This is a genomic window from Neptunicoccus cionae, assembly GCF_002860325.1.
GTDB lineage: Bacteria > Pseudomonadota > Alphaproteobacteria > Rhodobacterales > Rhodobacteraceae > Amylibacter > Amylibacter lutimaris.
On record NZ_PKOJ01000001.1, the window covers coordinates 291,714 to 317,148 of the forward strand.

Genomic DNA, 25,435 nt, shown 5'->3' on the forward strand with positions numbered 1-25,435 from the left:
ATTTAAGAAATATTACGGATTCGATCTGCAAAGGCAATAGCGGTAAAAAGAATGCAGACACAGAAAAAGGAAAGACAATGTTCAACTCTATCGCCAAAGCCCTGATGATTGCTTCCCGCCAAGACAGACGTGTAAACAACAGTTATCATGACCTTAACTCCGAGGCCTACCGGCACGAAGAGCGCAAGAAACTGGAACTGGAGCGGCAAGCTGCACTGCGCCGCATACATTCCCTTCACATTTAAACCGTTGAAAGGTCAGCTTTCAGTCAAGTCACTGAAGACTTCCATGAACGCACCCTTTGATTCCATCGGAGGGTGCGGTCGCAGTTTCCGCTTGGGGATGTCTTCAAAGACCGGCTTGCCGAACAGTTTGTCGGCCTCTTGTTCGGAAAATCCTGCAATTTGAACAGCTTCCAGCCATGCAGAAATGCGGTCCGCCCGTTTGATCTGTTTCTTGATCGTCGGGGGCAATTCTGCGGGCAGGCCAAACCGGATGTGGATCGCCGCCATCAACCGCTTGTCGAGCGCGGCATATTCCGGACCGACCGCATCCTTTACGGGTGATATCATGTCTCCGATCACGTACTCCGGTGCATCGTGAAGCAAGGCGGCCAGTTGCCAGTTCCGGTCTGCGCGGGGGTATAACCGCCGGAACAATTCAAGCACAAAGACAGAGTGTTCCGCCACAGAGTAAGGGTAGTCTCCGTAAGTCTGCCCGTTCCACCGCGCTACAAAAGCCAGCCCGTGGGCGATGTCCTCGATCTCTATATCCAGTGGCGAGGGATCCAGCAGATCCAGCCGCCGTCCCGATAACATTCGCTGCCATGCCCGTTGTGCTTTCATGGGGTCTCCTTTGCGGGCATTACGACTTATTCCGGTATCTATGCAACGTTTTGGCGATTCATGCGTTGATTGCATGAAGGAGGCACCAATGAAACGCTTTTTTATCGCTCTGACAACCGCCGTTCTGGCATCGACAACCGCGCAGGCCACAACGTCCTGTATGGACTCTGACGAGATGGAAGCCGCATTGGTCGACTGGTATTCCGAAAAGGCTGTCGGCCCCAAGATTGATCGGGATGATACCGAAATCCAGCTTTGGGCATCTGAACAGAACGGGACGTGGACCCTTGTCAGCTACTACGGGAACGGCCAGTCCTGCGTGATTGCCCAAGGAGACCACACTACGCCGGAACCTGACCTGCAACAGCAGGAAGAACTCTATTCCATGTTGGTCGTTCCGAACGCACGCGCTCTCTGACACCCCTGTGATCTATTGCCCGTTGAGCCGTATGGGGAATGCTGGTAATGCCATGTTTGAAACCAAGTTTGAAAGGTCCGTACATGGCGTCCGACTATATTGTAAAAGACATTTCTCTGGCTGAATTCGGCCGCAAAGAACTCGATATTGCTGAAACTGAAATGCCGGGCCTGATGGCGTTGCGGGAAGAGTTCGGTGAGAGCAAGCCGCTTAAAGGTGCCCGCATCGTCGGCTCCCTGCATATGACCATCCAGACCGCTGTGCTGATCGAAACGCTGACAGCTCTTGGTGCCGATGTGCGCTGGGCATCCTGTAACATCTTTTCCACCCAAGACCACGCTGCCGCTGCGATTGCGGCTTCGGGGGTTCCTGTGTTTGCGATCAAGGGACAAACCCTTGAAGAGCATTGGGATTATCTCGACAAATCCTTCCTGTTCGAAGACGGCCCCAACCTGATCCTGGATGATGGTGGTGATGCAACCCTCTACATCCTGCTGGGCGCACGGATCGAAGCCGGCGAAGAATTTGGTATTCCGGGTTCCGAAGAAGAAGAAGCGATCCAGAAGCAAATCAAAAAGCGTATGGCGGCCTCTCCGGGGTGGTTCACCAAGATGCGTGGCCAGATCAAGGGCGTATCCGAAGAAACAACAACCGGTGTGCACCGTCTTTATGAACTGCAAAAGAACGGCGATCTGCCATTCCCCGCGATTAACGTGAATGATTCGGTCACCAAGTCCAAGTTTGACAATAAATATGGTTGTAAGGAATCTCTCGTAGATGGCATCCGCCGTGCGACCGATACCATGATGGCCGGTAAAACTGCTGTTGTTTGCGGGTATGGTGATGTGGGCAAAGGCTCTGCTGCGTCCCTGCGTGGTGCCGGTGCCCGCGTGAAAGTGACTGAAATCGACCCGATCTGCGCGCTTCAGGCAGCGATGGACGGTTTTGAAGTCACCACTCTGGAAGACTGTGTGAAAGACGCGGATATCTTTGTGACCACAACCGGTAACAAAGACATCATCCGCATCGAACACATGCGCGAGATGAAGGACATGGCGATCGTTGGTAACATCGGTCACTTTGACAATGAAATTCAGGTCGCACATCTGGCTAACCTGAAATGCACAAACATCAAGGATCAGGTGGACATGTACGAAATGCCGTCGGGCAATCGTATGATCCTTCTGTCCCAAGGGCGTTTGTTGAACCTCGGTAACGCTACAGGCCATCCGTCCTTTGTTATGTCTGCATCCTTTACCAATCAGGTGCTGGCCCAGATCGAACTGTGGACCCGTGGGGAGCAGTACAATAACGAAGTTTATATCCTTCCCAAACATTTGGACGAAAAAGTTGCCCGCCTGCACCTTGCTAAGATCGGCGTGAAACTGACTGAACTGTCCAAAGAGCAAGCCGACTATATCGGCGTGACACCGGAAGGTCCGTTCAAGCCGGAGCATTACCGTTACTAACGCCACGGTAACTGCAACTTACAATTTTCAAAACGACCGCTCCGGCGGTCGTTTTTTTGTTCAGGTGTCCAGCCCGCGTATCCTTGGGTTTGAAAAGAAAATCACATGCCCCCTTTTTTTGCTATCCGGCTTCCCCTAAGTTTTCCCCCGAGGAGGGCGCTACACGCAGGATGGCCCTTTCTTGATAACAGGGACAATCCGGCGCCATAGGAGTAGAAAATGGGAAAACGCGACGATTTGATTGCCAGATATGCTGACGATCTGAAGAATAAATGTGGGATGACACCCGACATGGATCTGCTAACCAAAGTGACAATCGGCTGTGGTCCGTCGATCTATGACGCTGATGCTGCTACTGTCGCGTCCAGCCAGCCCGGAGAACTGGAAACCGTCAAAAAGAACTTCCTTATCAAGAAACTTGGTCTGTCCGATGGTCCTGCGCTTGATACAGCCTTGGAAAAAGTGATCGAGACCTACGGAAAATCAGAGCGGAACAAATATCGCGCCGTGATCTATTACATGCTGACCAAAGAATTCGGCAAAGAGTCTGTTTACAGCTAAACACCATTTGATCAGAGCTTACGGGCGCCCGCTGTGGCGCCCTTTGTGTTTAGGGGGCTGAGATGCAGCGGAGAAACAGGATTGGCTGGTGGCTCGGCGGGTTGTTTCTACCAATGGTTGCGCTGGCTTTTGCTGTCACAACGCTATTGTATCACCCCCAAACGCCACTGCCACCGGAGTGGAACCCGACCCGCCCGCTTGATCCCAAGGCACCGTTAACACGGATCACCCAATGGAAACTGGCGCGGGCGGTTGCAGATCCGCAGCTTTGTACCGCAGCACTGGGGCGGATTGCTGCGCCAGTTGTCGCCTTGCCGCCGCAGGAAAAGGACAACCAGTGTCACATCAGAAACCGCGTGCAGCTTTCCGATCTTGCGACAGCCCGTGTTGCCACGCTGGAAACCCGCTGCGATATCGCCTTGCGGTTCGCCATGTGGGAACACCACGGGTTGCAACCGGTTGCGCAGTCGCTGCTTGGCGCAAGGATCAGCCGCGTTCACCATTTCGGAAGTTACTCTTGTCGCACGATTGCAGGATCATCGCGGATGAGCCAGCACGCGACAGCCAATGCGCTGGATGTTTCGGGATTTGATTTGGCAGACGGGCAACAGATCCGCTTGCGAAACGACTGGCAAGGCACGGGAAATACAGCGAAATTTCTGCGTGCTGCACGGGACAGCGCCTGTGAGTGGTTCCGCATGGTGCTAAGCCCCGATTACAACGCCGCACATCATGATCATTTCCACATGGATCAGGGGCGCTGGTCGGGATGCCGCTAGCTTCTACAGGCCGCCCATTTCGCAGATGATGTCCCATTCTTCGGGGCGCACGGGTTGCACCGACAGGCGGGAGTTTTTGACTAGTACCATTTCGGACAGACGCGGATCGGCCTTCACCATATCCAGTGTGACGGGCGTTTCCAAAGGTTTGACGGCCTTGATGTCCACACATTCCCAACGCGCATCATCTGTTGTGCTGTCTGGATGGGCGAGCGCGCAGACCTCAACAATCCCGACAACGGCTTTTTCCTTTAACGAATGGTAGAAGAACCCCAGATCGCCAATTGCCATGTCACGCATGAAGTTACGGGCCTGATAGTTGCGTACACCGTCCCATTCCTCGCCTGCGTCGCCCCTGGCAACCTGATCGTCCCAGCCCCATGTGTTGGGTTCCGATTTGAACAGCCAGTAATTCATGGTGCACCTCCGCGTTTATCGGCTTTCCGGTTTCAGGGGGCGCGACATCAGTGTGCGCAGCACCTGTTCCAGTTCCTGCCGCCCATCCAACACATCCGCAACTGCCTGTGCAATCGGCATTTCAACGTTCTGGCGTTCTGCAAGGGCCAGAACAGCTTGTGCAGTGGCGATGCCTTCCACGGTTTTTCCAGTACCAAACGCCCCTTCGCGGCCCAGTTTCTCCCCGAAAGCAAAGTTGCGGGATTGCAGGGAGGTGCAGCTAAGCGCCAGATCGCCAAAGCCGGACAATCCCATCAAAGTCTCTGTTTTTGCCCCCATAGAGGCCGCAAGCCGTGCCAGTTCTGCAAAGCCCCGCGTCATCAGGGCGGCGCGGGCGCTTTCGCCCAGTCCGGCCCCCACCACCAGACCGCAGGCAATGGCGTAGACGTTCTTGAGCGCCCCGCCAAGCGCAACGCCGGTGGTGTCTTGGGACAGGTACAACCGCAAGGAAGCAGAGGAGAGAACCTCTTGCAACCAAGCGCCGGTTTTCGGGTCTTCGCACCCGAGCGAAAGCGCGGTCGGTTTGCCTTGTGTCAGCTCGCTCGCAAAGCCCGGGCCGGAGAGAACGGCGACGGTGGCATCGGGCTTTTTCTCTTTCAATATGTCCTGCTGAAGCAAGCCGGTGCCGGTTTCAATACCCTTGGCGCAGAGCAGAACCGGCGCAGCGGCGGGCAAGGACGCATCGGCCAGAAAGCTGCGCAGATGTTGCGCGGGCAGGACCATCAACAGGATTTCGGCGGTTTGCAAATCCTCAAGATCAGAGGTGATTTCCAGTCCGTCAGGCAGGGGTACATCGGGAAGATAGCGTTTATTTACGCCGGTTTGCCGCATGGTATCGATCTGTTCCGGGTCGCGCCCCCAAAGCACCACTTCATTGCCGCCTGATCGCGCAACGCTGGCAAGGGCCGTGCCAAACGCCCCCGCTCCGATCACACCAATCCGCGTCATGCCTTGGCCCCTTTCTTTCCAGAGCCGAGCATCGGGGCTGCCGCTTTGTCCAGCGGCCAGCGCGGGCGGGCGGATAAGGTCAGGTCATCACATTCGCCCCCCACAAATCTTTCCAGTCCGGCCCATGCGATCATCGCGCCATTGTCGGTGCAGTATTTCAGCGGCGGTGCGAGGAACTGAAAGCCTTCATTGGCAGCAACGTCCTGCAAGGCGCTGCGGATCAGGCTGTTGGCAGCCACACCGCCCGCTACGGCCAGCACCGGTGTCTCCACAGGTTTGCCAAAGGCGATACAGGCGCGGCGGGACTTTTCCGCCAGCGTATCGGCCACTGCCTGCTGGAAACTGGCGCAAAGATCGGCGCGGTCCTGCACAGTTAGCCCGCCTTTTTCTGCGACCAGTGTATCCCGCGCACGGCGCAGGGCAGTTTTTAGACCGGAAAAAGACATATCCAGATCAGGACGATCCAGCAACGGACGGGGAAAACGGAACCGTTTCGGATCCCCGTTTTTCGCCTCTTCTTCGATCAAAGGCCCGCCGGGATACCCAAGCCCCAAGAGTTTCGCAGTCTTGTCGAAGGCTTCGCCGGGCGCGTCGTCAATGGTGCCCCCCATACGGGTGAATTGATCAGGGCCGTGCACGCCCAGAAACTGGCAATGCCCGCCGGACACAAGCAACATCAGATAGGGGTATTCCACGCCATCCGTCATGCGCGGGGTGAGCGCGTGACCGGCAAGGTGGTTAACCCCCACCAGCGGCTTGCCCGAACCGATGGACAGGCCCTTGGCGCACATCACACCGCTGATAACGCCGCCGATCAACCCGGGACCCGCCGTTACGGCGATCGCATCCACATCTGTGAGGGTCAATCCGGCCTGTTCCAGCGCCTGTTCCACGCAAAGGTCGAGCCTCTCTGCATGGGCACGGGCAGCTATTTCGGGTACGACACCGCCAAAGGCCGCGTGCAGCCCTTCCTGCCCCCAGACAATGGAGGATAGCACCTCGGCATCAGTGCCATCTTTGCGGCGCACAACGGCAGCGGCAGTGTCATCGCAACTGCTTTCGAGCCCTAATACCGTGATATTTTGTGACATTGCCAATCCGCGCCCGTCATGTTTTTCTCGCCCTGCAGGTAACATTTGCGCCCCTTTTCAGCAATGGTCACATCACCCCATGCCCGACCCTTTCGTTTTAATGATCCGGCCCGAGCCGCAATCCCGCGCCTTTCTAAAGGCGTTTACTGCGCGGACGGGTCTTGAAACAGATGTGATCTTTAGTCCCGTACTTGGGACTGTGTCCCGTCAGGGGATTGCTTTGCCTGCGGATGCATCTCTGCTCGTCTTCACTTCGGTGAACGGCGTAGCGCTTTGGTCAGAGCTGACTCCTGACCGGAAACCGCGGGCATTTTGCGTCGGAGAGAACACAGCAGAGGCGGCACGGGCGCAAGGGTTTGCAGCTGAGAGCGCGGATGGAACAGGAGAAGATCTGCTCAGCTTGATTTTGTCCAACGCCCAAGAGTGTGACCGGATTTATTACCTCTCGGGGAACTTCGCGGCGCTTGATCTGGCGCAGGCCTTGCAAGCGAGGGGGGTCAATGCCCGCAGGATTGTACTTTACGACCAGCTACCACTGCCCCTGACGCATACCGCACTGGATGTACTGGAACGAAAACCTGTGATCGTTCCGGTTTTCTCCCCCAGAACCGCGCGATACTTTGTGGATCAGATTGCCGGTATGCCGATGCATGATTGCCGTTTCTTGTGTATTAGCGCAAATGCAGCGGCCCCTTTGAAAGGGCTCACCGCGCCAATAGAAATTGCCAGCGCCCCGACACGTGACGCCATGATTACAGCTTTGGATGTGACGCTGCGCAATTTCACAGCAAAAGCCTGAAGATTATAGGCAATTTCAGCGCAGTTGACGCATTGCACTTGAGAGAATGCAACAGAGACCCTAGTTTTGTGAAAGGGATTCCTCCTAGAAGCAGAACAGGGCTATCGGCACGTGGCAGATAAATCCAAGAAGAAACCGGAAATCGAAGACGCGGAAGCCGTGGATAGCACGGATGCCAAGACCGGTGGCAAGCCGACAGACAATAACGCTGGCGGTAAGGCTGATACTGTTAAACCGGCTGGTAAGGGTACTGACGGGTCAACCGGTGATACAGCCGATAAAAAGCCCAAGGCACAATCTTTTCAGAAAAACGCCTCTGAAGACAAAAAAACTGACTCTGCCAGTGACAAGAAGCCTGCGGATGAAAAAGCCGTCGCAGGTAAAGCCACAACCGCTAAGACAACCGACATTATTCCGGCAACCCCTGCCGCTGCAGCGGCCACAGGGGCGAGCGACGGCTCCAAACCTGCCGATCCGGTTTCCAAGCCGAAGGAAAAACCGGCTACAGATCCTGTGATCAAACCCGAGCCAGAGCCGACTGCGCACAACGCGGAAGAAGAGAGCGAAGAGGATGACATCGGGTCTTCCTTTGCTGCCAAAGTGTTGCGGGCGCTGGCGCTGATCGTTTTCGGTATTGTGGTCGCGCTTTGGGGCGCACCCAAGGTTGCGCCTATGCTTCCAGCCGGCCTGTCGCCAGTAGCAGAATTTTTGATGCCCGGACAAAGCGAAGCAAGAGCCGAAGTTGCAGCCCTGCGTTCCGATCTGGAGTCGCGTCTGGCGGAACTGGAACAGGCACCACAAGATGGCGTCAATCAGGAGGCAATCGACGCGGCCATTGCGCAATACGCGCAAAGCCAGCAGGAAGAGCTGGCCGCGATCAAGGACAGACTGGCGGCGACCGATGGTGTGGACATAGAATCCCGCGTTGCCTCGCTTGAATCCCGTATCGAAGGGGTGGAAGCTGAACTGACCGCTGTGGGGGAACGCCTTTCGACGCAGATCACCGAAAATGGTGCGACCCTTTCCGAGGAAGCGGCATCCAAGCTTTCCGGTTTTCAGGCAACATTGCAGGGATTGAAAGCGCAAGTTGCGGATCTCGCAGCAAAGAACGGTGCTCTGAACCAGAAAGTGGAAGAAGCCGCAAAGGCAGCGGCGCGGCGGGTGGAAGAAGCGGAAAAAGAAGCCTCCAGCCAGGTGGCATCCACCGCGACGAAGAAACTGCTGACCGATATTACCGTAGCGCTCGACAGTGGCGCACCTTTCCGCGCAGCTCTTGACGGGCTTGTCGAACTGACCGGTACTGAAGTTCCGGATGCGCTGGGCGCCGTTGCAGACACGGGCACCCCGTCCTGGACGACCTTGCGCAACCGTTTTTCCGATCGCGCCCACGCTGCACTGCGGGCCGATACCAAAGCGAATGCAGGGGATGGTGTTGCAGGTAAGCTCGGTGCTTTCCTGAAAACCCAGGTGGGTACCCGCTCTATCGAGCGGCGTGACGGTGATAGCGCAGATGCCATCCTGTCCCGGGTTGAAGACGATCTTGTCAACCGCAGGCTTGCCGCCGCCCTGAGCGAGGCTAATTCCTTGCCAGAGGCTGCCAAGGCGGCAATGTCACAGTGGATCGCCGACCTTTCCGCCCTGAACGCAGCGCAGTCTGCGTTGACTGATCTGAATGCCTCTCTGGGCGCAACCTGATAGAAAGCGCGACACATGCTGTGGTCCCTTATCCGAATTATAATCTTCATCGCGCTGATTACGGCAGCGGCCTTTGCGGCCAGCTTCATGATAGAGGCCGGAGGTCAGGTTCAACTGTCCTTCAACGGGGCAGAATACACTTTTGAACCGCTGGTCGGGCTGATCGGACTGGTCCTGCTGATCCTTGCAATCTGGATCGTAGTCAAATTGCTGGCGCTGATGGTGGCGGTGTTTCATTTCTTTAACGGCGATGAGACCGCGATTTCCCGCTATTTCACCCGCAATCGCGAACGCAAGGGGTTCGAGGCGCTAGCAGACGGTATGGTCGCCCTTGCCGCAGGTGAAGGACGCACCGCCAGCCAGAAAGCGGCCAAGGCCGAGCGGTATCTTGATCGTCCGGAACTGACCCAGCTTATCAATGCGCAAGCGGCGGAAATGTCCGGCGATACCAAAAAAGCACTCAAGCACTACAAGAACCTGCTGCAAAACGACCGCACCCGTTTTGTCGGTGTGCAGGGGATTATGAAGCAGAAACTGGCCGAAGGGGACACGGATACCGCGCTGAAACTGGCGGAGAAAGCCTTTGCCCTTCGACCGAACCACGACGGTACACTTGATACCCTGTTTTCCCTGCAAACGGAAAAGCAGGAATGGTCCGGAGCCCGCAAGACGATTGAAGCCAAGGTAAAGGCCCATACGTTGCCCCGTGATGTGGGACGCCGCCGTGATGCGGTTTTGTCGCTTGCGGATGCACGCCGCCTGTTGGATGCAGGGGAAATTCCTTCGGGTAAGGAAGCCGCGTTGCAAGCCAACGCCCTGTCCCCCGATCTGGTGCCTGCGGCGGTTCTGGCGTCAGAGATGCACGTTCTGGACGGCAACAAGAAAGCGGCGGCGAAGGTGATCAAAAAGGCGTGGGGCGCGACACCGCATCCCGATCTTGCCAGCGCCTTTGCAGAGATCGAGCCGGAAGAAACGCCTGCGGCACGTTTGAAACGGTTCAATGCCCTGCTGCGAATAAACTCCGATCATGCCGAAACCCGAATGCTCCAAGCGGAACTGTTGCTGGCAGAAGAAGATTTCCCTGCCGCCCGTCGCGCCATGGGCGATCTGGCAGAAACACAGCCTTCGGCACGGTCCCTGTCCATCATGGCGGCGATTGCACGGGGTGAAGGTGCGGATGAAAAAGTCGTGCGTGGTTGGCTGTCCAAAGCGCTCTCGGCCTCTCGCGGACCGCAGTGGATTTGTTCGTCTTGCAACAAGATCCATACCCAGTGGGCCCCGAAATGCGACAACTGCGGCACCTTTGACGGGATGGACTGGAAAATGCCGCCGGAAAGCGATGATCTCGGGGCGACGACTTCTATGCTTCCGATGATGGATGGAGCACTGGAGGGGGTGGAACCTGTTCCTGATCCGACAAAAACGCCAGAACAGCGCGATTGACCTGTTTGGCGTGGGTTATCACCAGTGAATGACCTGCACCTTTGATTTCAACAATTTGCGCACTGCGGTTGATTTCCCGCAGGCGCATGGCGCAGGCAATCGGGATAACCGTGTCCTCTGTTCCGAAAACGGCCAGCACCGGCATCCCGCGATCCAGCAGGCGGCGGTGCACATCGGTTTGGTCCGTGTAAATTACATGGCGCAAGCTGCTTAGAACCGCGGCCCCGAAACCGGCAAAGCGGGTCTCGCGGCACTGTTTTTCGATCATATCGTTGTCGACACCTTCCAGCTTGCCCGCTTGCCTGCTGCCACGACGCAGGGTCCAGCCGCCGAACAGAAACATGGCAAGATCCCCGATTACCGGCCAGCGGGCGACCCAGTTCGGCTCTGATTGCAATAATCCGGCGGGTGCAATCAGGACCAGCCGTTTGATCCGGTCTCGCCGCAGGGCCGCATAGTGGGCGGCGATTGCGCCACCCATCGAATATCCAAGAAGATGATAGCCAGCAGGAACTTCAAGTTTTTCAAGAAGTTCGTCGATTTCTCGCACGTAGAACGCCATCGTATGGCTGGCATAGGGTCGATCAGAAAAGCCGCGGCCGAAGTGATCGAATGTCAGCACGCGGTAGCCTGCGCCGGTGAGTGCGCCCAGTTGGTCCCGCCATACAAAGCTCGGCGTGGTCAGGCCGTGCACCATGACCAGTATCGGACCGTTTTTCGGTCCGTGCCACTGGTAATGGATCAGCCCGCCGGTGATCTGGACAAATTCTCCCGGTGCCATCCGTCTGGCCCGCCCCGACATGGGGCGGCGCAGAAACCATGCTACGGCAAGGAACAGCCCGAAGGCGATCAGAAAAGAAGCTGGAGAGAAAAGGCTCATGTGCCGCAGAAGGTTTGTTGCACGATCTGGTCCGGCGTCGGTGCGGCTTCATACTCTGCGTAGTCCGGTTGCGGCTCATAAGGGTTGGTAACAACAGACACGAGCCTATGAAGCGGGTTGAAATCCCCCGCCAGTGCGCTTTGAATTGCTTCCTCAACGCGATGGTTTCGTGGGATAAATACCGGATTGGCGGCTTTCATCCCATCCAGTAACGCCGGATCATGCCGCTTGCGCCATTGCTCCAGCCAGAACTGGGCCTCCAGCGGTTCAACAAACAGGGCTGCAAATGCCTCTTCGTTACCGCCACTTGCAATGCGGGTCAGATCGCTGAAGAACAGGGTGAAATCACAGCCCTGATCCGCCATCAGTTTGAACACCTCCTGCATGAAACCAGCATCCACCGGAATGCCGAGTTTGGCGGCAAAGCCTGCGTTCAGAGTGTCGTTAAACAGGTCGGAGAACCGCCCCACCGCGCCTTCGGCCAGTTTGATCGCAGCATCCTGATCGGGGTGCAGCACAGGCAGCAGCGCCTCGGCCAGACGGGACAGGTTCCACACGCCGATATTGGGCTGGTTTACCCAAGCATAGCGCCCGTTGCGGTCGATAGAACTGAACACTGTATTGGGGTGGAAACGGTCCATAAAGGCGCAGGGACCATAGTCTATGGTTTCTCCAGCAATCTGCATGTTGTCGGTATTCATCACCCCGTGAATGAACCCCAGACACATCCATTGGGAGATCAGACGGGCCTGCCGCTCTGTCACCATTTCAAGCATGGCCAGAACCGGATTTTCCGCTTCTTTCGCAGTGGGATAGTGCCTGTCGATCACGTAATCCGCCAGCGTCTGGATATGCCCTGACTGTTCGCGGGCGAAGAAGTATTGGAAGGTGCCAACCCGCACGTGGCTTTGTGCGATGCGGGTCAGGACAGCGCCCGGCAATCCGGTCTCCCGCTGTACCCTTTCACCGGTTGCTACAGCAGCCAGCGCGCGGGTGGTGGGCACACCGACTGCGGCCATAAATTCGCTGACGATGTATTCCCGAAGAACAGGACCAAGCGCGGCCTTGCCGTCACCGTTACGGGAAAACGGGGTCGCGCCGGAACCCTTCAACTGAATGTCGAGCCTTGTGCCATCAGGGGCGAGGATCTCACCCAGCAGATGGGCGCGGCCATCGCCGAGTTGCGGCGACCAGCCGCCGAACTGGTGTCCGGCATAGGCCATCGCCAGCGGTTCCGATCCTTGGGCCACACCCGCACCGGAGAGCATCTCAAGACCCTTTTGCGACGACAACCATGCCACATCCAACCCGATCTGTTCCGCCAGTTCTGTGTTCAGTTTAACCAGCTCCGGTTCAGGGGCCTGATCCGGATCGACACGGGCGAAGAAACCGTCGGGCAGGCGGGCGTAGCTGTTGTCAAAGGCGGGTCCTGTCATATGGCGCTCCATTCCTTCAGGATATATTTTGCAGTCATAAGATCCAGATGGGCACCGCCACCGTTTTTAAACAGGGTGATCTCGTCATCGTGACTGCGTTTCGCTGTGCCAGCTACCAGTTCGTGGAAATCGCCTAGAATATCGTCTTTGTTGATAACACCCTGTGCCAGCGGGATTTTCAGCTCTCCGATGTGATCCATCGTGGTGGCGCGGCTGTCCACAAAGATACTGCTGCGGGTCAGGGCGGTGTCGTCCACCTCTCGCATGTCGGGGCGGTAGGCACCGATCAGGTCGATATGCTGGCCCGCGTGCAGCCAGTCGCCCCGCAGGACTGGTTCGCTGGACATGGTGGCACAGGACACGATATCGGCCTGTGCGACAGCATCCTCAAGGCTCTCTACCGGTTTGATATCATGGGTGTCTGACAGTTCCTGCGCCATTTCGACCGCTTTGGCGCCTGTGCGGTTCCAGACCATGAAGGATGCCTTCGGAAAGACTGTAGAATAAGCGCTAACCAGATTGCGCCCGACGGTTCCGGCCCCCACAATCAGGATCGTTTTACTGTCGGGCCGCGCCAGCAGTTTTGCCCCGAGCAAGCTGTCACCGGCAGTTTTCCATTTTGTTACAAGATGAAAGTCGATCACCGCTTCCAGCGTGCCGAATTCATCGTCAAACACCATGACCCCGCCCTGAACCATCGGCTTGCCCTTGGCGACATTGCCTGGAACGATGGTCGCGGATTTCACCGCCACGCCCAACCCGTCGATCCAGGCGGCGCGGCTGAGCAGGGTATCCTCTCCGCGATAGGCAAAACCGTCTGCAATGCTCGCAGTGGGAAGTTTGTGCCCTTCAGCCAGTGCATCGGTCAGACCGCTCCAACTCAGGCGGCTGTCCATTTCGTCAAATTCGATAAACGGGATTTTCATTCAGATATTCCTTCTTAATCGGGGAAGAGCTGGCCCGTCAGGCTGTTTCGCCCCCTGTTTCGCGCAGGGCAAAGCGCAATTCCCGTTCCAAGACATCCAGAAAACGGGAGCGATCGGCCTTGGAAAAGGGTTTGCCGCCGCCCTGCCGGAACGGATCGGCTGCCCGCAGATCGGCCATAAGATCCCGCGTGGCCAGACGGTTGCCGATATTGGTCTTGGTGAACATTTCGCCGTTATGCTGTATCACGCGGGCGCCCGCTTCAAGACACTTGGCCGCCAGCGGGATGTCCCCAGTGACCACCACATCGCCTGCCTTGCAACGATCTGCAATCCACATATCCGCCACATCAGGACCGGCATCCACCACCACGGTTTCCACCAGCGGATGGGGGTTCGGGCGGATGCCCCCGTTTGATACCACAAAGACCTTAACCTTATGGCGGTCCGCAACACGCAGGGTCTCTTCCTTGACCGGACAGGCATCAGCGTCGATGTATATGCTGCTCACTTGGACTCTTTCGTCTTGGCTTTTGTTTTGGCTTTCTTCTTTTCAGATGTAACCTTGTACTGCTCGGGGATGGGCATCCGGTTGAATGCATCCAGCCCGGCAATTTTATAGGCTTCGGCAAGGGTCGGGTAATTGAAGGTGTTCTCGATAAAGTAATCCACGGTGCCCTTCAGGTTCAGAACCGCCTGCGCAATGTGGATCAGTTCGGTCGCGCCTTCGCCCATGATCTGCACGCCCAACAGACGGCGGGTTTTCAAGGACACCAGCATTTTCAACATGCCGTTTTCAATCCCCATAATATGCCCGCGTGAGGTCTCGGAGAACCGCGCCAGACCGATTTCGTAGGGGATGCCCCGTTCCTGTACTTCTTCTTCGGACATGCCGCAGGTGGACATTTCAGGCACCGAATAAATGCCATAAGGGAACCACGGCGATTGTGGCAGGGTCGGCGTATCAAGCGCATGGCAGGCCGCAACACGCCCCTGTTGCAACGATGTAGAGGCAAGCGAGGGGAAACCGATCACATCGCCCGCCGCATAGATATGGGGGACAGCAGATTGATAGGTTTCGCGGTTTACACTGATCCGGCCACGGTGATCGGTTTCCAGCCCGACGGCTTCCAGATTCAGCGCCTCTGTCGCCCCCATGCGTCCAGCCGCAAACAACAGCATTTCAGCGCGGACGTGACGACCGTTTTCCATCGAAATCTCGACAAAGTCGCCCTTCTGTTCGACCAGATCGACCTTGGAGCCTAGGCGCAGATCGATGCCCATCTCGCGGATTTGTTGCGTAAATTCAGCGATTAGCGTGTTGTCGATAAAGTCCAAAAAACTGTCGCGGGGTTCAACCAGAGTCACTTGCACGTCCAGCGAACAAAGGATCGTGGCATATTCCACCCCGATTACGCCCGCACCGATCACGATCATGCTGCGCGGGATGTTGGGCAGCGTCAGGATTTCGTCGCTGTCAAAGACAGTAGTGCCGTTGAAGGGAATATACTCGGGCCTGAAAGGCTTGGTTCCGGTACAGATTACAAAGCTGTCAGATGAGATTTCAGTGGTTTCTCCGTCAAGGCTCTTAACCTCTATCACATTTTCGGAGATAAACCGCGCTTCACCTTCCATCGTTTCAACACGGTTACGGGTAAACTGGTGTTCCAGCACATCCACTTCGTAATCCAGTGTCTTGTGAAGGCGGGCCTGAAGGTCCGCAGACTGGATGCCGTCCCGTGCGCGGTAGGACCGGCCGTAAAAGCTCCGCTCTCGCCAGCCTGACAGGTTCAGCGCGGTTTCCCGCAGGGTTTTTGACGGGATGGTGCCGGTGTGAACAGACACGCCTCCCACACGCTCGTTGCGTTCTACCACCAGAACCTTGCGGTGCAGCTTCGCCGCTTGGATCGCGGCAGATTTTCCGGCAGGTCCACTGCCAATAACAACCAGATCATAGCGGCTCATGTATTATACTCCGTAAAGGGCGTCTGCGTGGAAGGCGACGTGGTCTTCCATGAAGGTTGAGACAAAGAAATAGCTGTGGTCATACCCCGCCTGCATCCGGAATGTACCGGGCTGGCGCCGTGCGGCCATGGCTTCGGACAGGGCCTCCGGCTTGAGAAGGTCCAGAAAATTGTCAGCGCTGCCCTGATCGATCAGGACGTGGGACGGGTGGCCGGTTTCCCGCATCAAAAGCGTTGCGTCATGGGCGGCCCAAGCGGCCTCATCATCGCCCAGATAGGCGGATAGTTGTTTGCGGCCCCAATCCGAAGCAGTCGGGTTGGCGATTGGCGCAAAGGCAGAGACGGAAGTGTATTGATCCGGACGCGCCATAGCCAGCGTCAGCGCACCATGTCCGCCCATGGAATGGCCGGTGATGCCCTGTGCCTCTTCCAGCAGGGGAAATTCCCGAAACAGCAGCGCGGGCAGTTCATCTGCGATATAGTCGAACATCCTGTAATGCGGTGCCCAAGGGTCTTGGGTCGCGTTCACATAGAACCCGGCCCCTTTACCCAGATCATAGGCGTCGTCATCGGCAACATCCTCACCCCGCGGCGAGGTATCCGGAAAGACCAGCGCAATTCCGTTTTCCGCCGCCCAGCGTTGCGCACCTGCTTTGGTCATGGCGTTTTCATGGGTGCAGGTCAAACCTGACAGATACCACAGCACCGGAACCTCTTGCAGTTCGGCCTGTGGCGGCACAAACAGGCCGAATGTCATGTCGCCCTTGCAGCTTTCCGAACGGTGCGAATAGACCCCCTGTACCCCGTCAAAGCACTTGTTTTCCGATAGCATTTCCATTGCGGATCTCCGTCATTTTTCATCAGGCCTAGCCGAGATTCATGCTCGCCTCAACAGATCAATCGTCTTGAGGGTGGTTTCGTGCTATGCTTGGCCCATTGATCCCAAGTCCATAAGCAAAAGGAAGCCATCCGATGGTTAATATTCCCGAGACTGTGAAGACCGTGATTGAAGATGAAAAGGGCAAGCGTGCCATTTCAAAGAAATTAAAAGAATTGCCGGAAGACACGACCGCCAAGAAACTGTCACCGGCGATTGCAAAATCGATGAAAGACTCTTTCAAAGGTGATTTCAAGAAAGTCATGTTGCACACGGGGGGCAACATCAAGGAGGTTGGAAAGTCTATCAAAGCCAAAGTGTTTACGGTGGACTACGACATGTATTTCGCCAAAGCCGCTGATGCCAAAAATGTAGAGTTGATCGCACATGAACTGACCCATGTTGCGCAACAAAACGGCGGCACCTATCCCAAATCCACCAAAGGAAAGGCGCTGGTGTCTAAGTAGGCCCGTTGCTGATCACCCAGCCCAGCACCACTGACAGGGTCGCTACACTGGCCACTGTAGACATCAGGATGGTGGAAGACACCCGCGCAGGGGCGACACCGTAGTGCTGCGCCAGAATATAGATATTGCCCGCAGTCGGCATGGCTGCGGTTGCAATCATGATACCGGCTGCAAACGGGTCTACATCAAACACCCAAAGCGCGAAAAAGGCGACTGCGGCGGGCTGGATCACCAGTGTTCCAAAGCTGAGCCAGACGGCAATAGCAGGCCGTTCCGCCGTTTGCCCGACGAGAGATGCACCAATCGCGAACAGCGCGCACGGGGTCGCTGCAGAGCCGAGTATCCGCAAAAAATCATCCGCAGGCTGTGGCACCGGAAATTCCAGCGCCGACCAGATCAGACCGAGTGTCATGGACATAACCATCGGATTTTTCAGCAGGCCAACCCCGATCCGGCGCAAGGATCCAAGGGACACAGACCCTTCCCGCGATGCGGTTATCAGGATCACGACCAATGATCCGAAAACAATCAGATCAATCGCCAGCACAAACAGGACCGGCGCGGCAGCGGCATCACCCAGCAAGGCTACCAGCATGGGCAGGGCCAGAAAACCGGCGTTCCCGATCACGGCACATTGTGCCTCGATCGCTGCGATGGCCCATCCGGTTCCCCGTATCAGGGCCACGACAGTGAACAAAAGATACACGGCAACACAGCCCGCCAGATAAGCCAGCCCGAATTGCAGATCGAAAATTTCGGTAATGGGAAGGGAACTGGAAAACCGCAACAGCATGGCGCTGAGAGCGAAGTAGAAGACGAATTTGGTCAGATAGGTCGTGGCCTCTGGCCCGAAAAATCGCGTTGCAGCAGCGAGATATCCTATCGCAATAAGCGCAAAGAACGGCAAGGTTTGCAGGAATATCTCTAACATTTCAATTTCTTATAAAACGGTCATAATCTGGGAAAGCGGCTTTTTGTGTTTGGCGATCTCCGGCACGGTTGCTGTATCGCTGGGGTGGCCTACTGCGATGATCATCGTCGCCTTCTCAGAAGATGGCCTGCCGCACATGTCATTCAGGAATTTCATCGGGTTCGGTGTGTGGGTCAGGCTGACCAGACCTGCGTGATGCAGGGCAGCCAGTAGAAATCCCGTGGCTATGCCAACACTTTCCGGCACGTAGTAATTCTTGAACTTCTCTCCGTCCTCGCGCATCCCGTAGCGTTCGGCAAAGACTACGATCAGCCAGGGGGCGTCGGTCAGGTGGGGTTTGTGCTTGTCGGTGCCAATGGGTTCCAGCGCTGCCAGCCATTCCGCGCCGGCACCGCCTTCATAAAAGGCGTCTTCTTCGGATTCTGCGGCAGCCCTTACTCGGGCCTTCATGTCGGGGTTGCGGATGGCCACAAAATGCCAGGGCTGGTGGTTGGCCCCGCTGGGGGCGGTACCGGCGGCGGCGATGCAATCCTCGATCACGCCCCGATCCACATCCCGATCCGAATAATCCCGCACCGTATGCCGTTTGCGCATGAAATTCATGAAAGACAGCGCATGAAAGCGGGTCTCTTCGTCTGTATACTCAAAGCGGTCGGGCAGGGGGATCGGGGTGTATTTCGGGGGCTGGGTCACTTTGTTTTCGCCTTTTCCTGTACAAAGACTACATTGCCCCGTTTCGTGACTTTGAATTTGCTGATTTCGTTGATCAGATCCAGCAAACGTTTCTTGCCAAAAGAACGGGGGTCAAAATCGGGATAACGTTTGTTCAGCTCTTGTACCACCTGGCTGAGATGGACCTCTTCGTTATCCTCGTTGATGGCGCGCAGGGCCGTGCGGATACGGTTGTAGGCAAAATTCAGGTCTGCTTTTTCTACAGTCGGTCCTGTCTTGGCATCCTCCGCCTTGGGTAGCAGGTTTTCGATAAAAATGAACCGCTTGCAGGCCATTCTGAAGGCTTCTGGAGTTTTGCGCTCCCCGATGCCGTAGACATGCACTCCTTCTTCGCGGATGCGGTGCGCCAGACGGGTATAGTCCCCGTCTGACGATACAATGAAGAACCCGTCATAAAGACCCGAATGCAACTGGTCGATGGCGTCAATTACCAGAGCAATATCGCTGGCATTCTTGCCGGTTGTGGTGCTTGGAACGTGTTGGGCCACGATGCCAAACTTGACCTGATTTTCCGACCAGCGGTTCATGCGAGAGCTGGAAAAATCCCCGTAAATGCGGCGCAAGCTGATCTCACCGAAACTGGCAATTTCTTCCAGTATCACCTCGGCGTAAGCCGCACTGACGTTGTCGCCGTCAATAAAGACGGCGAGTCGGGGGATGTTTGCGTCGATCAAAATTCCACCACGGCGCGGATCGACTTGCCTTCGTGCATCAGATCAAAACCGTGGTTGATCTCGTCCAGTGTCAGTTTGTGGGTGATCATCGGGTCGATCTCGATCTTGCCGTCCATGTACCAGTCCACGATCTTAGGTACATCTGTGCGCCCCGAAGCACCGCCAAAGGCCGTGCCGCGCCAGCTGCGTCCGGTGACAAGCTGGAACGGACGGGTGGAGATTTCCGCACCCGCAGGGGCAACGCCGATGATGATGCTTTCGCCCCAACCCTTATGCGCCGCTTCCAGTGCAGTGCGCATCACATTCACGTTGCCAGTGGCATCAAATGTGTAATCCGCACCACCCTTGGTCAGTTCGACAAGATGGGCCACCAGATCGCCTTCCACTTCGGAAGGATTCACAAAGTCGGTCATGCCGAAGCGTTCGGCCATTTCCCGTTTGCCTTCGTTCAGGTCAACACCAACAATCTGGTCCGCCCCTGCAAGGCGCAGGCCCTGGATCACGTTCAAACCGATGCCACCCAGACCGAATACGATCCCGCGCGAGCCGATTTCGACTTTGGCGGTGTTGATGACGGCACCGATGCCGGTGGTCACGCCGCATCCGATGTAACAAATCTTGTCGAACGGCGCGTCCTTGCGCACTTTGGCCAGCGCGATTTCTGGCACGACAGTGTGGTTGGCGAAGGTGGAGCAGCCCATGTAGTGATGGATCGGCGTGCCATCCAACATGGAAAAGCGGGTGGAGCCGTCCGGCAGCAGGCCCTGACCTTGGGTTGCACGTACCTTCTGGCAGAGGTTTGTTTTCGGATTGAGACAGTATTCGCATTCCCGACATTCCGGCGTGTAGAGCGGAATCACGTGATCGCCAACTTCCAGACTGGTCACGCCTTCGCCCACTTCGATCACCACACCGGCCCCTTCGTGGCCGAGGATCGCTGGGAAGATGCCTTCGGGATCATCGCCGGAGCGGGTGAATTCATCCGTATGGCACAATCCGGTCGCCTTGATTTCGACCAGCACCTCGCCGGCCTTTGGGCCTTCAAGGTTTACTTCCATGATTTCAAGCGGTTTTCCTGCTTCTACAGCAACGGCGGCGCGGGTTCTCATGTGCTTTCTCCGTATCAGAACTTTCGCGCTACCCTGCAAAATCTGGCGCTGTTTGACAATTCAATTCCCCGAAGCGCTAGGAGTTTATTAACTAATTTTAAGCAAAGTTTAAGGATGTTCCGCTTTTGCTTCCTGACGCTTGCTGTTCTGCTGAACGCTGCACTGCCTTTTCAGGCAGAACCCTTGCGCCTGTTCAATCGAAGTTATGACTATTCGCTGGAAATCTACGGTTCCTTTAATGCACCTCCCGATCTGGCCGAGATCTATCAGGAGAACGCAAAGTTCGAACTGTATATAAAACCCTCTGTAACCCTTTTCAGGCTATCGGAAAAATCTGTTTTTGCGGCTTATGCGACTCTTGTTTTGCTCAAAGACAGTGACGGTTTCGAGTATAATAACAAATACACTTTTGCCTTGGGTAGCGAGATCCGGTTCAGGCCGAATGATGCTGTCAAACTGTCCTTTGGTGGTAAATGGAAGATGGAGCAGGAGTTCAGTACCGGCGTGATGCGCAGTGCATTCGTCTGGACGGCCGATGCTTCCGTTTACAAAACATGGCAACCCCGCTGGTTGTCCCGCAGGGAAGGTAGCGAACTGGTGCTAAGCGGTTGGGCCAACTTCCGTCATCCAGGCTCCCTCCATCTTAGCGAACGCAACAACGGACAGTTGCAGGCGTTTGGTAAACTGGCGGTGGCGGTGCCCTATCGAACTACAGACCTGAAAGTTGTGCCTTTCGTATCGTTACTGGCCAAGGCGGACCAGAAAGGCAGGGACTTTAACAACAGGCTGGAACCGGCCCTTGGGCTGGAGTTGAAGATACCGCTCAAAAGGGACGGCAGTATCGAGATCGGGGCGAAAACCGCCTATCAAAACCGCTTTGCCTCGCGCACCAGTTCGACCGGAGGAACGGTTTATGTGAAATGGTACAAAAGGTTCTGAACGGCTGGTCTCCTCAAACACGGAACGAGGCTGATTTAACTGTTGTAACTTGCCGACCGTGTCCTATTTTTAACGAATAGACTCTTCGTCCAACAGATTTTGAGGTTTTTCATGGGGCTTGCACGGCTGATTCCGGCAATTTCAGTACTTTTCTTTTGTATGTCGCCAGCAGCCGCGCAGGTGAATGTTCCTGTTGAAAATGACAACCTGCAGCTGCCTGTTGATCAGGTTGAAGACAGTACCAACCGGACCAGTGTTTTGGGCGCTTATGTTTCCGAACGGGGGGTTCTGGACCTGCGTAACGTACAGGCGGATGATTTTTCCGAACTGGCTGGCGTGGATGATGTGCGCGATTTGCTGCTTGACGGGTCGTCTATTGTTGACCTGTCTCCGCTGGCAAAGATGCGCGGGGTTGAAATGATCAGCATGTCCGAGACGCAAGTGACTGACCTTTCGCCCCTGACCTCTCTGAAATCCTTGCGCCATCTGTATATGAACGGTTCGGCTGTAACGGATCTGTCCCCTCTCGCAAGGATGACATGGATTGAAGACATTGGCGCCGACGATACCTTGATCGAGGATTTGTCGCCCCTCAAACAGCTTGCCAATCTGCGACGGCTGAGCATTCGGGGCACTTTGGTGTCCGACCTTTCGCCGCTGCGCAATCACAAGAAACTGACGTGGTTGAACCTTGCAGACAGTCTGGTCACGGATATTTCCGTGTTGCGCGGGTTCGAGGTGATGCACGAGCTGTCTCTTGGTGGCACGATGATAGAAGATATTTCGCCCCTGTCGGAGCTGTTCCTGATAAAAATCCTGAAGCTCGACGGGACATTCGTGCGTGACATCAGCCCGCTGAGCAAACTGGACCTGCTGGTGGAACTGAACCTCGGGCTGACTGCTGTAGAAGATATTTCGCCGCTGGCCACCATGGAAAACCTCCGGTTCCTTGATCTGAGCGCCACTGCCGTGCAGGATGTTGCACCGCTGGCGGGACTCGAAAAATTGCGGGAAGTACGGTTGCAAGGCTCTGCTGTCAGTGATTTTTCGCCTTTGGCAGAACGGGAAAACCGCGGCTTGAAGATCGGCCGTTAACGCCCTCCCCGCTCTTTCTGCGGCTTGCCAACCGGCCCACTGTCTGGCGTTAACAAAGGCCGCAACAGGGCCATCGGGTGGGCCCGCAGGGTCAGGCGCATGGACACATAGTCTTCCACCACATTTTCACCCGCGCTCATCTCGGGCAGGGTGACGGGCGGTTCCTCCAGTCCTTCTCCGTCCAGTTCCTGTGCGAACAGGGGCAGGGGCGCTGCACCTTTGACCGCCTTTGCGTGCCACAAAGCCTCGCGCCGGTTATCTCCCAAAGCGGCGAAAGCATCCGCCTCGGCCAGTATCTCCAGCACATGGGGCGGAGTTCCGGCGCGGCGCCAGACATCTTCCACTTGGGTATAGCCGTTGCCCCGCGCCGAACAGATCCACATGGCCTCTTCCTCGCGCATTTTGCGGATCTGGCGAAACCCGAGCCGCAAGGCCAGCCCGCCGCGACCGTCCGGTTCCATCACATTGTCCCAGTAGCTGGCGTTGATACAGACAGGGCGCACTGTCACCCCGTGTTCGCGGGCATCCCGCACGATCTGGGCCGGCGCGTAAAACCCCATCGGTTGGCTGTTCAAAAGCGCACAGGCGAAAATTCCGGGGTGGTGGCATTTCAGCCATGCGCTGGCATAAACCAACAGGGCAAAGCTGGCGGCATGGCTTTCGGGAAAACCGTAAGACCCGAAGCCTTCGATCTGGCCGAAACAGCGGGCTGCGAAGTCTTCATCATAGCCGTTTTTTGCCATACCCGAGAGGAAAAGCTCGCGGAATTCCGATACATTGCCGTGTTTCTTGAAAGTGGCGAGCGACCGGCGCAAACGGTCCGCCTGTTCCGGCGTGAAACCTGCACCAATGATCGCAATCTGCATCGCCTGTTCCTGAAACAGCGGCACACCAAGGGTCTTGCCCAGTACTTCCCCTAAGGCATCAGAGGGAAAAGACACCTCTTCCAACCCCTGACGGCGGCGGATGAAAGGGTGCACCATATCCCCCTGAATGGGGCCGGGCCGGATGATCGCCACCTCGATCACCAGATCATAAAACGTGCGCGGCCGCATACGGGGCAGAAAGTTCATCTGCGCGCGGCTTTCCACCTGAAACACCCCCAGACTGTCCGCCTCGCACAGCATGTCGTAAACTTTAGGGTCTTCGGGCGGCAGACTGGCGAGTGTGTATTCCGTGCCGTGGTGGTTTTCGATCAGATCAAACGCCTTGCGGATGCAGGTCAGCATGCCGAGTGACAGCACATCCACCTTCAGAATACCCAGCGCGTCGATGTCGTCCTTGTCCCAACAAATGACAGTCCGCCCCTCCATCGCGGCGTTTTCAATCGGCACCAGTGCATCCAGCGCGCCTTCGGTAATGACGAAACCGCCCACATGTTGGGACAGATGGCGGGGAAAGCCGACAATCTGATCCACCAGATCAAGAGTCTGTTTCAAACGCGGTTCGTTCGGGTCCAGCCCCAGTTCGCGTAACTGCTGTTCCGGCATTCCGCCGCTGCCCCACCCCCAAAGCTGCGAGGACAGGGCCGAGATCGTATCTCCGGACAGACCCATCGCGCGGCCCACCTCGCGGATCGCCCGTTTGCCACGGTAATGCACCACCGTTGCGCAAAGCCCCGCGCGGTGGCGGCCATAGCGTTCATAGATATACTGGATCACCTCCTCGCGGCGTTCATGTTCAAAATCCACGTCGATGTCGGGTGGTTCGTCCCGCGCCTCTGAAACGAACCTCTCAAACACCATCGTCCCCACCTCTGGCGAAACAGAGGTCACGCCCAAGGCAAAACAGGCCACGGAATTGGCCGCCGAGCCACGCCCCTGACACAGGATATTGCGGGAGCGGGCAAAATCCACCAGATCATGCACGGTCAGGAAATAGGGCGCATAGCCCAGCTTTCCGATCAGGGTCAGTTCATGGGTCAGCATTTGCGCCACCCGCTCCGGTACGCCCTCGGGGTAACGCCATTTCAACCCCTCTCGCGATAGCCTTTCCAGCCGTTGCTGCGGGGCTTCCCCGACCGAAATTTCCGAAGGGTATTCATATTTCAGCTCATCAAGGGAAAACCGGCAGCGCTGTGCAATTTCACCGCTGCGGTGGACCGCGTCTTCATGCCCTGCAAAAAGCCGCAACATCGCCGCTTCGTTGCGCATGTGCCGTTCCGCATTGGACAACGCCTTATGGCCGATGTCGTCGATGCACAGGCTTTCGCGGATGCAGGTCAGAACATCGCTCAGCCTGCGGCGCGACCCGCGATGCATCACCGGCGTGGCAGAGGCAACGGTCTGCACCCCCAACTTTCGGGCCTGCTCTGCCACAGCGTCAAACCGCGCGCTGTCCTGCCCGTCATAACAGGGTGCCATCAGCACAGACACGGCCGCACCAAAGCGCCGGATCAACCTTTGCGCCCGTACCTGCCAACCATCAGCCCCCTGTGGATATATGGGGCTGACCGGCAAGAGCAAAAGCTCCAGTCCCTCTCCCTGTTCCAGAATATCTTCAAACCGCAGCAGGCATTCCCCCTTGCCCGCCCGCTGTTTTGCCTGCGTCAGCATCTGGCACATCCGCCCCCAGGCTGTCCGGTCCCGTGGCAGTGCGACCATCGATAATCCTTCGACCGTTTCCAGTCGTGTCGCAGGCAGCAGGCGCGGAACGATGGCCTCTTCCCCTGTTTCCCGCAGCTTACGCGCGATCTCGCGCAGTTCCACATGGGCGCGCACGATCCCCGCCACGGAATTTACATCCGCAATGGCAAGGGCCGGCATGGCAAATTCAAACGCCTGACGTGCGTATTCCTCGGCATGGGAGCCGCCACCCAGAAAGGTGAAGTTGGAGGTGTTGCACAGTTCGACGAAAGCCATTCTATAGGTATATTCACGTTTTGTTCTTTTTGCGAGTCCTCCT

General features: G+C 56.6%; 26 protein-coding genes. 11 read left to right on the forward strand and 15 right to left on the reverse strand.

The genetic code is table 11. From position 1 onward, the window contains the following. Nucleotides 1–77 precede the first annotated feature (77 nt). The gene (locus C0U40_RS20150; protein WP_180957587.1) at nt 78–245 is read left to right on the forward strand and encodes a hypothetical protein; all 168 of its coding nucleotides are present in this window, start codon (nt 78–80) and stop codon (nt 243–245) included. Between the two features lie 12 nt (nt 246–257). Here C0U40_RS20150 and C0U40_RS01390 read toward each other — a convergent pair whose 3' ends face one another. Continuing rightward, nucleotides 258–845 carry an HD domain-containing protein gene (locus tag C0U40_RS01390; RefSeq protein WP_101653968.1) on the reverse strand — a complete coding sequence of 196 codons (588 nt, stop codon included), beginning with the start codon at nt 843–845 and terminating at the stop codon, nt 258–260. An 88-nt stretch (nt 846–933) separates the two neighbouring features. Here C0U40_RS01390 and C0U40_RS01395 point away from each other — a divergent pair, with 88 nt between their 5' ends. The 4 genes from C0U40_RS01395 to C0U40_RS01410 all read left to right on the forward strand — a co-directional run bounded on the left by C0U40_RS01395 (nt 934) and on the right by C0U40_RS01410 (nt 4,072). Further along, nucleotides 934–1,263 carry an S-adenosyl-L-homocysteine hydrolase gene (locus C0U40_RS01395; protein ID WP_180957588.1) on the forward strand — a complete coding sequence of 110 codons (330 nt, stop codon included), beginning with the start codon at nt 934–936 and terminating at the stop codon, nt 1,261–1,263. Nucleotides 1,264–1,346: 83 nt separating this feature from the next. Then, nucleotides 1,347–2,732, forward strand: coding sequence for an adenosylhomocysteinase (gene ahcY / locus C0U40_RS01400; protein ID WP_101653969.1), 1,386 nt, complete (start codon nt 1,347–1,349; stop codon nt 2,730–2,732). 219 nt (nt 2,733–2,951) lie between these two features. Next, nucleotides 2,952–3,293, forward strand: coding sequence for a DUF2853 family protein (locus C0U40_RS01405; RefSeq protein ID WP_101653970.1), 342 nt, complete (start codon nt 2,952–2,954; stop codon nt 3,291–3,293). A 62-nt stretch (nt 3,294–3,355) separates the two neighbouring features. Then, the gene (locus tag C0U40_RS01410; protein WP_101653971.1) at nt 3,356–4,072 is read left to right on the forward strand and encodes an extensin-like domain-containing protein; all 717 of its coding nucleotides are present in this window, start codon (nt 3,356–3,358) and stop codon (nt 4,070–4,072) included. A gap of 3 nt (nt 4,073–4,075) precedes the next feature. Here the strand turns inward: C0U40_RS01410 and C0U40_RS01415 are convergent, their stop codons facing one another. From C0U40_RS01415 to tsaD, 3 genes are read right to left on the reverse strand one after another with little or no spacing between them, the layout of a single operon-like run. Continuing rightward, nucleotides 4,076–4,489, reverse strand: a complete 414-nt coding sequence (locus C0U40_RS01415) for an EVE domain-containing protein (RefSeq protein WP_101653972.1) — start codon at nt 4,487–4,489, stop codon at nt 4,076–4,078. Between the two features lie 15 nt (nt 4,490–4,504). Further along, nucleotides 4,505–5,476, reverse strand: coding sequence for an NAD(P)H-dependent glycerol-3-phosphate dehydrogenase (locus C0U40_RS01420; protein ID WP_101653973.1), 972 nt, complete (start codon nt 5,474–5,476; stop codon nt 4,505–4,507). Continuing rightward, complete coding sequence (gene tsaD / locus C0U40_RS01425; protein ID WP_101654764.1) at nt 5,473–6,567, reverse strand: tRNA (adenosine(37)-N6)-threonylcarbamoyltransferase complex transferase subunit TsaD; 1,095 nt, start codon at nt 6,565–6,567, stop codon at nt 5,473–5,475. The genes C0U40_RS01420 and tsaD overlap by 4 nt, the downstream gene beginning before the upstream one ends. 79 nt (nt 6,568–6,646) lie before the next feature. Here tsaD and C0U40_RS01430 point away from each other — a divergent pair, with 79 nt between their 5' ends. The 3 genes from C0U40_RS01430 to C0U40_RS01440 all read left to right on the forward strand — a co-directional run bounded on the left by C0U40_RS01430 (nt 6,647) and on the right by C0U40_RS01440 (nt 10,504). Next, nucleotides 6,647–7,366, forward strand: a complete 720-nt coding sequence (locus tag C0U40_RS01430) for a uroporphyrinogen-III synthase (RefSeq protein ID WP_180957589.1) — start codon at nt 6,647–6,649, stop codon at nt 7,364–7,366. Between the two features lie 111 nt (nt 7,367–7,477). Then, nucleotides 7,478–9,061 (forward strand): COG4223 family protein, encoded by a 1,584-nt coding sequence (locus C0U40_RS01435; RefSeq protein ID WP_101653974.1) that lies wholly within the window; start codon nt 7,478–7,480, stop codon nt 9,059–9,061. A 15-nt stretch (nt 9,062–9,076) separates the two neighbouring features. Further along, nucleotides 9,077–10,504, forward strand: a complete 1,428-nt coding sequence (locus C0U40_RS01440; protein WP_101653975.1) for a heme biosynthesis protein HemY — start codon at nt 9,077–9,079, stop codon at nt 10,502–10,504. Here C0U40_RS01440 and C0U40_RS01445 read toward each other — a convergent pair. Genes C0U40_RS01445 through fghA form a run of 6 tightly spaced genes read right to left on the reverse strand, consistent with a single transcriptional unit; the run spans nt 10,422 to nt 16,545 of the window. Then, nucleotides 10,422–11,384: an alpha/beta fold hydrolase gene (locus C0U40_RS01445; protein ID WP_101653976.1), complete on the reverse strand. Its 963-nt coding sequence runs from the start codon at nt 11,382–11,384 to the stop codon at nt 10,422–10,424. The genes C0U40_RS01440 and C0U40_RS01445 overlap by 83 nt on opposite strands. After that, the gene (locus tag C0U40_RS01450; protein WP_101653977.1) at nt 11,381–12,820 is read right to left on the reverse strand and encodes a protein adenylyltransferase SelO; all 1,440 of its coding nucleotides are present in this window, start codon (nt 12,818–12,820) and stop codon (nt 11,381–11,383) included. The genes C0U40_RS01445 and C0U40_RS01450 overlap by 4 nt, the downstream gene beginning before the upstream one ends. Continuing rightward, on the reverse strand, nt 12,817–13,746 hold the full coding sequence (locus C0U40_RS01455) for an ornithine cyclodeaminase family protein (RefSeq protein ID WP_101653978.1): 930 nt from the start codon (nt 13,744–13,746) through the stop codon (nt 12,817–12,819). Before C0U40_RS01455 ends, C0U40_RS01450 begins: the two co-directional genes overlap by 4 nt. Before the next feature lie 37 nt (nt 13,747–13,783). After that, the gene (locus C0U40_RS01460) at nt 13,784–14,254 is read right to left on the reverse strand and encodes a YaiI/YqxD family protein (protein WP_101653979.1); all 471 of its coding nucleotides are present in this window, start codon (nt 14,252–14,254) and stop codon (nt 13,784–13,786) included. Further along, complete coding sequence (sthA, locus tag C0U40_RS01465) at nt 14,251–15,708, reverse strand: Si-specific NAD(P)(+) transhydrogenase (RefSeq protein WP_101653980.1); 1,458 nt, start codon at nt 15,706–15,708, stop codon at nt 14,251–14,253. The genes C0U40_RS01460 and sthA overlap by 4 nt, the downstream gene beginning before the upstream one ends. A 3-nt stretch (nt 15,709–15,711) precedes the next feature. Then, nucleotides 15,712–16,545 carry an S-formylglutathione hydrolase gene (gene fghA / locus C0U40_RS01470; RefSeq protein WP_101653981.1) on the reverse strand — a complete coding sequence of 278 codons (834 nt, stop codon included), beginning with the start codon at nt 16,543–16,545 and terminating at the stop codon, nt 15,712–15,714. 134 nt (nt 16,546–16,679) lie between these two features. Here fghA and C0U40_RS01475 point away from each other — a divergent pair, with 134 nt between their 5' ends. Continuing rightward, a complete protein-coding gene (locus C0U40_RS01475; protein ID WP_101653982.1) occupies nt 16,680–17,051 on the forward strand; it encodes an eCIS core domain-containing protein in 372 nt (123 codons plus the stop codon). Here the strand turns inward: C0U40_RS01475 and C0U40_RS01480 are convergent. Genes C0U40_RS01480 through C0U40_RS01495 form a run of 4 tightly spaced genes read right to left on the reverse strand, consistent with a single transcriptional unit; the run spans nt 17,044 to nt 20,497 of the window. Continuing rightward, nucleotides 17,044–17,982: an AEC family transporter gene (locus C0U40_RS01480; RefSeq protein WP_101653983.1), complete on the reverse strand. Its 939-nt coding sequence runs from the start codon at nt 17,980–17,982 to the stop codon at nt 17,044–17,046. The genes C0U40_RS01475 and C0U40_RS01480 overlap by 8 nt on opposite strands. Nucleotides 17,983–17,991: 9 nt before the next feature. Beyond that, on the reverse strand, nt 17,992–18,675 hold the full coding sequence (locus C0U40_RS01485; protein WP_286134730.1) for a nitroreductase family protein: 684 nt from the start codon (nt 18,673–18,675) through the stop codon (nt 17,992–17,994). Next, complete coding sequence (locus C0U40_RS01490; protein ID WP_353616029.1) at nt 18,672–19,388, reverse strand: NYN domain-containing protein; 717 nt, start codon at nt 19,386–19,388, stop codon at nt 18,672–18,674. The genes C0U40_RS01485 and C0U40_RS01490 overlap by 4 nt, the downstream gene beginning before the upstream one ends. Further along, the gene (locus C0U40_RS01495) at nt 19,385–20,497 is read right to left on the reverse strand and encodes an S-(hydroxymethyl)glutathione dehydrogenase/class III alcohol dehydrogenase (protein WP_101653984.1); all 1,113 of its coding nucleotides are present in this window, start codon (nt 20,495–20,497) and stop codon (nt 19,385–19,387) included. The genes C0U40_RS01490 and C0U40_RS01495 overlap by 4 nt, the downstream gene beginning before the upstream one ends. Nucleotides 20,498–20,611: 114 nt before the next feature. Here C0U40_RS01495 and C0U40_RS01500 point away from each other — a divergent pair, with 114 nt between their 5' ends. Both C0U40_RS01500 and C0U40_RS01505 read left to right on the forward strand, forming a co-directional pair. After that, complete coding sequence (locus C0U40_RS01500; protein ID WP_101653985.1) at nt 20,612–21,436, forward strand: hypothetical protein; 825 nt, start codon at nt 20,612–20,614, stop codon at nt 21,434–21,436. 180 nt (nt 21,437–21,616) lie between these two features. After that, on the forward strand, nt 21,617–22,531 hold the full coding sequence (locus tag C0U40_RS01505) for a leucine-rich repeat domain-containing protein (RefSeq protein ID WP_180957590.1): 915 nt from the start codon (nt 21,617–21,619) through the stop codon (nt 22,529–22,531). Here the strand turns inward: C0U40_RS01505 and C0U40_RS01510 are convergent. After that, complete coding sequence (locus tag C0U40_RS01510) at nt 22,528–25,392, reverse strand: error-prone DNA polymerase (protein WP_101653987.1); 2,865 nt, start codon at nt 25,390–25,392, stop codon at nt 22,528–22,530. The two genes, C0U40_RS01505 and C0U40_RS01510, sit on opposite strands and share 4 nt — an antisense overlap. Nucleotides 25,393–25,435 lie beyond the last annotated feature (43 nt).